Genomic DNA, 9,220 nt, shown 5'->3' on the forward strand with positions numbered 1-9,220 from the left:
GGCGGGCGGACCATCGTCGCGCGGCCCATCACCGCGCCGCCCGCGTCGCTGACCGCGACGTCGATCCGCTGGACATCGCCGTCGCCCAGCGGCTGGGTATCGCGCACCCATGTCCAGTTGCGCCCGCCCGCCTGCTCGACCCCGCTCGCACGGCCGCGCGTCGGCGGCTGCGCATCGGTGACCGCCTCGATCGCAACGTTGCGCGCGACGATCTGCGCGAGCAACGCCGAGGACACGAAGCCGGTTGAACGGATCGTCTGCCCCTCCAGCCGGATCAGCGCGAGCGCGGCGAGGCTGAACACGACCAGCGCGACCATGATCTCGACCAGCGTGAACCCGCGCGCGCGCGGGTCAGCCGGCGACACGGACGGTCCCGTCGGCGTCGATCACCACATCGGTGCGCATGCCCTCGCGCGTCAGCGTCACCGTCATCGCGCGGTCGGCGAGCCCGGTGGTGTCGAAGGTCAGGCGGTCGCGCGCCGGGCCAGTGCTGGCGGTGCCCGGCTTCCAGCGCTCGACCTTCAATGCGCCATCGAGCGGCGTCCATGTGCCACCGCGCCATTGGTCGAAGCCATAGCCGCCGGGCGTTACCCACAGGCTGACCGGACGCGCCTCGACGATCGCGGCGTCGTGCGCGGCGCGGGTACGTACCGCGAAGCGCGTCGCCTCGTCCATCAGCCGGCCGCGCGTGTCAGGCATCATCAGCACCGCCGCCGCCGAGGCGAGCCCGATGACGGTGATGACCACCATCAGCTCGATCAGCGTGAAGCCGCGCTGGCGCCCCGCGTGCGACGGTGGCGCGTTACTGCCAGGACCCGATATCGGCATCGATCCCCTGCCCGCCGTCCTTTCCGTCGGCCCCCAGCGTCCAGACATCCGCCGCGCCGTGCTGACCGGGCGAGGCATAAAGATACGGGCGGTTCCACGGATCCTGCGGCAAACGCTTGATATAGCCGCCGGCCTGATAGCGGGCGGCATCGGCGCCCGCGGGCGGGGTGACCAGCGCCTGCAGGCCCTGCGTGGTCGTCGGATAATTGCCCATCTGCAGCCGGTACAGTTCGAGGCCCTGTTCGATCGTCGCGATATCCGCCTTCGCCTTCTGGATGCGCGCGGTATCGCCCGAGGGCAGCACGTTGAGCGCGACGATCGTCGCCAGCAGGCCGATGATGACGATCACCACCATCAGTTCCACGAGCGTGAAGCCGTGTTCGGCGGAGCGCCGACGGGGCGTGAAGCCGTTGCGCTTCTTCCGGGTTTTCTTCTGCGTCGACATAGGCATTCTCATTGTCCGGCCAGCGTGTTGAGCTGAAGGATGGGGAGCAGGATCGATAGCACGATCGTCGCGACGATCGCGCCCATGATGACGATGATGAGCGGCTCCAGCAGCGACATGGCCGTGGCGGTGAAGCGGTCGAACTCGCGCTCCAGATAGTCCGCCGCGCGCTCCAGCATCTCGTCGAGCCGCCCTGCCGCCTCACCACTGGCGGCGAGATAGACGAGCAGCGGCGGGAAGACGCCGGCGCGGCGCATCGCCGCCGACAGGCTGCCGCCGCCGCGGATCGATTCGGTGATCTCGTCCGACGCCGCCTTCAGCCGGCGGTTGTGGATCGTGCCGGCGGTGAGGCTAAGTCCTTCCAGAAGCGGGAGACGGCTGGCGACCATCGTCGACAGCGTCCGCGCCATCCGGGCCGCGTGAAGGTCGCGGAGCAGCCGGCCGAGCAGCGGCACGCGCAGCAGCCAGCTGTCGAACGCGAGGCGGATCGGCGGCTGGCGGAGCGCCGCCCATGCGCCGAAGCCGAGCGCGACGAGCACGAGCAGCATCAGCCACCACCAGCCGACCAGCACGTCCGACAAGCCAATCACCAGCCGGGTGAGCAGCGGAAGCTCCTGACCGACGGTATCGAATTGTTCGACCACCTGCGGGACGACGAAGGTCATCAGCGCCAGCACGACCCCCAGCGCCACTGCGGCGAGCACCGAGGGGTAGGCCATCGCGGTCAGCAACTTACCGCGGATTTCGGCCTGGCGTTCGAGCAGCGTCGACAGCCGCTCCATGATCTGCGGCAACGTGCCGGAGCTTTCGCCCGCCGCGACCATCGCGCGGTAGAGCGGCGGGAAGCTCTTCGGCTCACGCGCCATCGCATCCGCGAGACGGCGGCCCTCGACCACCGCGGTGTGGACGGTCTGGACGATCACGCGGACGCTTTCCTGCTCGGTCTGGCGTGTGATGGTACGGAGCGATTCCTCGAGCGGCGAGACGCGGTTGAGGGTCGCCAACTGACGGGTGAACAAGGTCAATTGCTTGCCCGACATCTTCGCGCGGCCGAGTTCGAGCCCGAACAGCGGGCGGCTGCGCGCCTGCGGGGTGCTGCCGGGTTCAAGGCGGACGACGTACAGCCGCTTGCGGTCGAGCGCGGCGCGCGCCGCGTCCATGTCGGTGGCGCTGACGTGACCGCGGGTTTCGTTGCCGCGGGTGTCGATCGCGAGATAGTCGAAGTCAGCCATGACCTTACACTCCCCTCCCTGTCAGGGAGGGATCAGGGGTGGGTCGCGGCCGGGTGGTACGGAGCCGGGGGCGTACGCTCGGACGTATCGCGGACACGCCACCCACCCCCGGCCCCTCCCTTTCAGGGAGGGGAGCATGTTGTGGCTCACGCATCGGCGATCGCGATTTCGGCGGCGTCGGCGTTTTCGCTGCGCGAGACGCGAACGGCTTCTTCCGCAGTAGTTTGCCCGCTCTCCACCAGTCGCCGCGCCGCGGTGGCGAGCGTGTCGTTGTTGGCGAAGGTGTGGCGTGCGATGGCATCTTCGTCGCCGCCCTCGTTGATGAGGCGGCGGACGGTCGAGTCGACGCGGATCGCCTCGTACACGCCAATCCGGCCACGGAAGCCGGTTCTGTTGCAATTCTCGCAACCTACCGCCTCGTACACCGTCGTTGCCGGATCGATCCCCAGCAGCGGCGCGACCGTCTCCGATGCTGGCACCGGGCGCGCGCAATGTTTGCACAGACGCCGCACCAGTCGCTGCGCGATCACCGCGCGCAGCGTCGAGGCGAGCAGGAACGATTCGACCTTCATGTCGCGCATCCGCGTGATCGCGCCGACCGCGTCGTTGGTGTGGACGGTCGACAGCACGAGGTGGCCGGTCAGCGACGCCTGCACCGCGATCTCGGCAGTTTCGCGGTCGCGAATTTCGCCGATCATCACCACGTCCGGGTCCTGGCGCAGGATCGCGCGCAACCCGGCGGCGAAGGTCAGCCCGACCTTGGCGTTGACCTGCGTCTGCCCGACGCCCTCGACCGCATATTCGACCGGATCCTCGACGGTCAGGATGTTGCGGCTGCCGTCGTTGAGCAACCGCAGCGCGGCGTACAGCGTCGTGGTCTTGCCGCTGCCGGTCGGGCCGGTGACCAGCACGATGCCGTTCGGCTCGGCGATCGCCTCGCGCAGCAGCGCGTACATCGGCGGGCTCATGCCGAGCGCGTCGAGGTCCATGCCGGCATTCTCCTTGTCGAGAATACGCAGTACCACGCGCTCGCCCGCGCGGCTCGGCAAGGTCGAGACGCGGACGTCGAGCAGTTTTCCGCCCAGCGTCAGCCCCATGCGCCCGTCCTGCGGCACGCGCCGCTCGGCGATGTCGAGCCGCGCCATCACCTTGATGCGGCTGACGACCACCGGGGCGACGTGCGGCGGCATCCGCAGCGTCTCGCGCAGCACGCCGTCGATCCGCATCCGCACGACGAGGCCGGTTTCATAGGGCTCGATATGGATATCCGACACGCCGTTGCGCGCGGCATCGGCGATGATGCCGTTGATGAGCCGGATCGCGGGCGCATCGTCGGCGGTGTCGAGCAGGTCCTCGGCGGTCGGCAGCCCCTCGGCAAGCAGGTCCAGCTCGTCGCCCATGCCGACGGCGGCGGCGGCGGTCGCCTGCCCGTCCATCGCGTAATTCTCGCCGAGCAACCGGTCGAACGCGGCCGGCGGCACGACGGCGACGTCGAAGGCGCGGCCGAGCACGCGGCGGACCTCGATCAGCGCGCGCGGATCGCTGCCCTCGCGCAGCGCGACCCCCTGCCCGTCGAGGACGACACCGTATTTGCGCGCGAAGGCATAAGGCAACGCGACCGGGGGCACGACCGGCACCGCGTCGGTCAGCACCGTCGCGCCGTCCGGTGCGGGCGGCAGCGGCGCGGCGGCCGCGTCGATCTCCGCTCCGGTGCGCAGGATCATTTGCGCCTGGCCCCGCTGATGACGGTGGTGGAGTTGCGTTGCACCGGCACGCCGACGCGCGGGTCCTCGATGCTGCCTGGCTGGCCGACCGGCGGGAGCGGCGGGGTCGCGCCCATGTAGTCGCGGACCAGTTCGTCGATCGACGGCTCGGCGGCGGGGTCCTGCAACCCCTGTTGAAGCCGGAGATAGCCGTAGCGGCGCTCGGTGACGCGGCGGTTCTCCTCCGCCGAGCGGATCACGGTCGGGCGGATGAAGATCATCAGGTTCGACTTGGCGCGGGTCTTCGCGCGGCTCTTGAACAGATTGCCGAGCACCGGAATGTCGCCGAGGAACGGGATCTTCTCGATCGTGCGGCGCTCCTCGTCGGAGAGCAACCCGCCGATGACGCCGATCGCGCCGTCGTCGACGGTCAGCACCGTCTCGACCTCGCGCTTGTTGAGGATCAGGTCGGAATTGTTGCTGCTGACCGGGCCGGCGATCGAGCTGACCTCCAGATGCAGGTTCATCTTGATCGTGCCCGACGAATTGACCTGCGGGCGGACGTCGAGCCCGATGCCGACGTTCTGGCGCTGCGTCGTGCGGAAGGCGTTGTCGAAATTGTTCGACAGCGCCTCGCCGGTTGTGATCGGGATTTCCTGTCCGACCAGCGTGTGCGCTTCCTGATTGTCGAGCGTCATGATCTGCGGGACTTGCAGCAGGTTCGACTGCGTATCGCTCTTCACCGCATTGATGATCGCGCCGAAGATCGTGCTGCCGATCTGCCCCCCGAACCCGCCGAACCCGCCCTGCGAGCCGATGATCGAGTTGATCGCCGACTGGGTCAGCGTGTTCGAGGCGGTGTTGTTGGTCGTCGTTTCGGTGCGGGTGCCGTCGGCGGCGGTGACGACGGTGCGCGTCGACCCGAGCGACTGTGCGCCGACCGCGCCCGCGATCTGGAGGATGTTGGGCGCGGAGTTGCTGAAGGTCGAGGCGGCGAACGCGCCGCCGTCGATATTGCCGAGCAGGAATTGCGCGCCGAGCCGGTTGACGGTGCTGTCGGACACTTCGGCGACGATCGCCTCGACCAGCACTTGCTGGCGGCGCTGGTCGAGCTTGCGGATCACATCGGCGAGCTGGCGCTGGACATCGGCGGGCGCGGCGACGACGATCGCGTTCGCGCCGGCATAGCGCGTCACGACCGCCGCGGTCCGCGCGCCCTCGCCGCGAATCGCCGCCTGTTGCGGCTGACCGCCCGATTGCTGCGTCGAGGTTTGCTGCGACTGGCTGCGCGTCGCGGGCTGCGGCGTCGCGCCGACGCCGGTTGCGCCGGTGCTCGACGTGCTCAGCCCGGTGCGGCTGAGTCCCTGTTCCTGCACCGCATCGGGGGCCTGACCGACGAGCTGCTGGAGGACCGGCAGCAATTGGTTGGCGTCGGCGTTTTCGAGAAAGACGACGCGGATTTCGGTGGCGTTGCGCGCACTCTGGTCGAGTTCGCGCGCCAGACCGGCGAGCCGCGCGACGGTCTGCGGATCGCCGCGCAGCGCCACCGCGTTGCTGCTTTCGATCGCGACCGCCGAGGCGCCGCCGGTCGCCGCCGCCGCCCCGCCCTGCGCGCCGCCACCGAGCAGGCCGGTCAGCGCGGTCGCGACCTCGCTGGCGCGCGCGTTCTTGAGCGCGATGATCCGCGTCGCCGAGGTGTCGGCGTCGATCCGCCGCACCACTTCGCGAACGCGGCGGACGTTGTCGGCGAAGTCGACGACGACGAGGCTGTTGCCGCCGCGATTGGCGGTGACCGAGCCCTGCGCGCTGACCAGCGGGCGGACGGTGTCGACCGCCTGCGCGGCGTCGACCGAGCGCAGCCGGATGATCTCGGTGACGAGCTGGTTGCGCTGCGATCCCGCAAGCCCGATCCGGCCCGGCTGGCTGGCAGCATTGTCGATCGGCTGGACGCGGAACGCGCCGTTGGCGGTCGGCACCGCGACCAGCGCATTGGCGCGCAACGTCGAGAGGAATACCTCCAGATATTCGCTGCGCGACAACGGACGATCGGTGACGACGGTCACCTTGCCCTGCACGCGATTGTCGATGATGAAGGTGCGCCCGGTCACCTTCGCGGCATCGGCGATGAACGCGCGGATGTCCGCATCGCGCACGTTGAGCGTGGTCTGCGCGAGCGCGGGCTGCGCCGCCGCGAGAATGACGAGCGGCGACAGGAAAGTGGCGGTGCGGTTCATCGAGCTACCGGAATGGTGAGCGGCAGCGGCTGTCCGGCGCGCTCCACCGTGAGGGACAGGGTGCCGCCCGACGCGCGGGCGCGGGTGAGCATTTCGAGATCGGACGGGCCGGTGATCGGGCGACCCGCAACGGTGGTGATGACGTCGCCGTCGCGCAGCCCGGCGGCGCGGAACGCCGCACCGCCCTGCCCGCGCACGGTGACGCCGGTGACCTTGCCGCCGTCGATCCGCGGGATCGCGTTGATCTCCTGACGCAGCTGCTGCGGCGAGACGGTCGGGGTGCCGGCCGGGATCGTCCCGCCGCTCGGTATCTCGAGCGGTGCGGCGAGCCCGCGCGCGCCGGGCGGCGGCTCGGGCGGCGGGTTCTGGGCCGGATCGCCGCCCGGCGCGGTGACGGTGCCGCCGCCGCCCGACTGATCGAGGAACAGATCCTCGCTGCGGCCGCCGCGATCGAGCGTGACATGGTCGAAGGCGACGGCCTTGAGCGTGACGCCGGGAGCGACCTCCTCACCCACGGCGACGCTCTTCTGCATGCCGTCCGGCCCTGCGATGATCGCCGCGCCGCGCGCCTGCGCGCTGTCCATACGCGTGCCGTAGAGCGTGAGTTGGAGCGAGGTGACCGCGGTCGGCCCCTGCGCCTGCGCCGCACCGCTGACGCGGTAGAAGGGATCGAACCCGGCCAGCACGCCGGCCGGATCGGCGGGGACGGTCGGCCCGGGGGGCGTCCATGCCCCGAGCGGCGCGACCGGGGTCAACAGCACCCACGCCAGCCGCGCGCACTGCACCGCCAGCGCCGCGAGCAGCGCCAGTTCCGCCGCGGAATAGACATTTACCACGGGCAGCCGCCGCAGGATCGCCCGTGCACGGGCATCGAACTTCAAACGCATCGGCCTGGCCAACTCCCCGCGAACGGCCGCTAGGTAAACCATATTACGTAGGTATTGCGAGTTTGTGTAATATTTCTGTGCTTGGGCTTGCGCCTTCACCTGTGGCACTAAGCCGGCATGGCCACCGATCCGATCGCCGCCCGGCTTTCCGCCCAGTCCGGCTTCCAGCGCCTGCCCAGCCCCAAGCTGACGTTGTTCGTCAAACGCGCGTTCCTCTCGCCCGAGACCTGCGCCTATCTGGTCGAGCTGATCGACATCGGCCGGCGGCCCTCGACGATCGCCGATGCGAACGGCGACACCGCATTCCGTACCAGCGAAACCTGCGACCTGCCGGCGGCCGACCCGGTGGTAGCGCAGGTGGACGCCGCGTTGGCGGCGGCGACCGGGCTGGACCCGCTGCATGGCGAGCCGGTTCAGGGGCAACGCTATGCGGTCGGCCAGGAATTCAAGGCGCATACCGACTATTTCGAGCCGAACGGCGCCGATTTCGACCGGTATTGCAGCGTGGCGGGCAACCGCACCTGGACCGCGATGATCTATCTCAACGAGCCCGAGGCCGGCGGCGCGACCCGCTTCAAGGCGGTCGACAAGACGATCCAGCCGGAGCTGGGCAAGCTGGTCTGCTGGAACAACTGCCGCCCCGACGGGACGCTCAATCCGGCGACGATCCATCACGGGATGAAGGTGCGCGCCGGCACCAAATACATCGTGACCAAATGGTATCGCGAGCGTCCCTGGGGCTGGTGATCGTTGATCGCAAGCCGGCGCGCCCGACGATGGGCGCGCCGGCGCGAACCGGTCAGAAGGTGACGCTCGCGCCCAGCGTGAACAGCCGGCCGAGGCGGTACCGGTTGATGTCGACGCGGTTGCCGCCGTCGAACGTCTGGAACTCCTGATAGCGCGTGCCGGTCAGGTTGCGCATCTCGGCCTTGATCTCGACCTTTTGGCGCATGAAGTCGACCGTCTGGCGCGCGACGAAGTCGAGGCGAATGCCGGGCTTCTCGATGATGTCGGGCTGGAAGCCGACACCGCCCAGCAGCGACGGCCCGCGATTGGTGACGCGCTCGCTGGCGTAGTTGAACAACAGCGTCGCCTGCGTGCCGTTATCCTTATCCTCATAGCCGAGCTGGAGGTTGACGAGATGGTCCGACTGGCCGGTCAGCGGCGCGCCGTCGCGGAACAGGCTGGAGGCGGGCGCGAAGTTCGCCTGGCAGTTGCCGAGCGTCGTCCCCTCCAGCACGCCGGGGACGCAGGTGCCATCCGCGCTGAGCGCCGAATGCGTCCAGGTGTAGTTGGCGATCACCACCGCGCGCTTGCCGGCCATGCCGTCGGAGATGAAGTCGAGCGGGATATACTTCTGCGCCTCGATCTCCGCGCCGTACAGCTTGGCGCGCGGCAGGTTGGTGAAGCCGGTCTGAAGCCGCGCGTCGGGGGTCGGGAAGAAGCCGACCTGCTCGATCGGGTTGTCGATCCGCTTGTAGAAGCCAGCCAGCGTGATCCGCTGGTCACGCGCGAAGAACCATTCGTAGCGCGCCTCGAGATTGTAGAGTTCCGAGTCCTTCAGGCGCGGGTTACCGAAGAACAGGCGATCCGATTCGAAATCGCGGAACGCCTGCGGCGCGAGCTCGCGGAACTGCGGGCGCGCGATCGTCTTCGAGGCGGCGAGGCGCAGCTGCATGTCCTGCGCAAAATTCCAGGTCAGCGTCGCGCCCGGCAGGAAATAATCGTTCTTCAGCCGCGTGCCGGTGGCGTTGACCGGGGTGACGCGCTGCGTCGCGGTTTCGTAGCGGACGCCGACGATCGCGCGGACGCCGTCGAACGCCTCCGCCTCGGCCTGCACATAGCCGGCATGGACCCGCAGCAGCGCATCATAGGCGTAGGAGCCGTTCTG

At 69.2% G+C, this 9,220-nt stretch carries 9 protein-coding genes; 1 reads left to right on the forward strand and 8 read right to left on the reverse strand.

Features of this window, described 5'->3' with window-relative positions; all coding sequences use genetic code 11:
• The 7 genes from gspI to AADI75_RS15515 form a co-directional block, all read right to left on the reverse strand.
• The coding region (gene gspI / locus AADI75_RS15485) for a type II secretion system minor pseudopilin GspI (protein ID WP_341209893.1) at positions 1-365 on the reverse strand (365 nt) is incomplete at its 3' end.
• Positions 352-828 (reverse strand): GspH/FimT family pseudopilin, encoded by a 477-nt coding sequence (locus AADI75_RS15490; protein ID WP_341209894.1) that lies wholly within the window; start codon positions 826-828, stop codon positions 352-354. The genes gspI and AADI75_RS15490, both read right to left, overlap by 14 nt.
• The gene (gene gspG, locus AADI75_RS15495) at positions 803-1,273 is read right to left on the reverse strand and encodes a type II secretion system major pseudopilin GspG (protein ID WP_341209895.1); all 471 of its coding nucleotides are present in this window, start codon (positions 1,271-1,273) and stop codon (positions 803-805) included. Before gspG ends, AADI75_RS15490 begins: the two co-directional genes overlap by 26 nt.
• An 8-nt stretch (positions 1,274-1,281) precedes the next feature.
• The gene (gene gspF / locus AADI75_RS15500) at positions 1,282-2,505 is read right to left on the reverse strand and encodes a type II secretion system inner membrane protein GspF (protein WP_341209896.1); all 1,224 of its coding nucleotides are present in this window, start codon (positions 2,503-2,505) and stop codon (positions 1,282-1,284) included.
• A 146-nt stretch (positions 2,506-2,651) separates the two neighbouring features.
• Complete coding sequence (locus AADI75_RS15505) at positions 2,652-4,229, reverse strand: ATPase, T2SS/T4P/T4SS family (protein ID WP_341209897.1); 1,578 nt, start codon at positions 4,227-4,229, stop codon at positions 2,652-2,654.
• Positions 4,226-6,442: a type II secretion system secretin GspD gene (gene gspD / locus AADI75_RS15510; RefSeq protein ID WP_341209898.1), complete on the reverse strand. Its 2,217-nt coding sequence runs from the start codon at positions 6,440-6,442 to the stop codon at positions 4,226-4,228. The genes AADI75_RS15505 and gspD overlap by 4 nt, the downstream gene beginning before the upstream one ends.
• A complete protein-coding gene (locus tag AADI75_RS15515) occupies positions 6,439-7,329 on the reverse strand; it encodes a type II secretion system protein N (protein ID WP_341209899.1) in 891 nt (296 codons plus the stop codon). Before AADI75_RS15515 ends, gspD begins: the two co-directional genes overlap by 4 nt.
• 117 nt (positions 7,330-7,446) lie before the next feature.
• Between AADI75_RS15515 and AADI75_RS15520 the strand changes: the two genes are divergently transcribed.
• Complete coding sequence (locus AADI75_RS15520) at positions 7,447-8,076, forward strand: 2OG-Fe(II) oxygenase (RefSeq protein WP_341209900.1); 630 nt, start codon at positions 7,447-7,449, stop codon at positions 8,074-8,076.
• A gap of 52 nt (positions 8,077-8,128) precedes the next feature.
• Here the strand turns inward: AADI75_RS15520 and AADI75_RS15525 are convergent.
• On the reverse strand, positions 8,129-9,220 hold a 1,092-nt coding region (locus AADI75_RS15525), incomplete at its 5' end, for a TonB-dependent receptor (RefSeq protein ID WP_341209901.1).

This window comes from uncultured Sphingomonas sp. (genome assembly GCF_964021865.1).
Classification (GTDB): domain Bacteria; phylum Pseudomonadota; class Alphaproteobacteria; order Sphingomonadales; family Sphingomonadaceae; genus Sphingomonas.

Coding starts and splice junctions, on each gene's coding strand:
- gspF (WP_341209896.1), bottom strand. CDS start 2,505: ATGGCTGACTTCGACTATCTCGCGATCGACACCCGCGGCAACGAAACC.
- gspG (WP_341209895.1), bottom strand. CDS start 1,273: ATGTCGACGCAGAAGAAAACCCGGAAGAAGCGCAACGGCTTCACGCCC.
- AADI75_RS15505 (WP_341209897.1), bottom strand. CDS start 4,229: ATGATCCTGCGCACCGGAGCGGAGATCGACGCGGCCGCCGCGCCGCTG.
- gspD (WP_341209898.1), bottom strand. CDS start 6,442: ATGAACCGCACCGCCACTTTCCTGTCGCCGCTCGTCATTCTCGCGGCG.
- AADI75_RS15520 (WP_341209900.1), top strand. CDS start 7,447: ATGGCCACCGATCCGATCGCCGCCCGGCTTTCCGCCCAGTCCGGCTTC.
- AADI75_RS15515 (WP_341209899.1), bottom strand. CDS start 7,329: ATGCGTTTGAAGTTCGATGCCCGTGCACGGGCGATCCTGCGGCGGCTG.
- AADI75_RS15490 (WP_341209894.1), bottom strand. CDS start 828: ATGCCGATATCGGGTCCTGGCAGTAACGCGCCACCGTCGCACGCGGGG.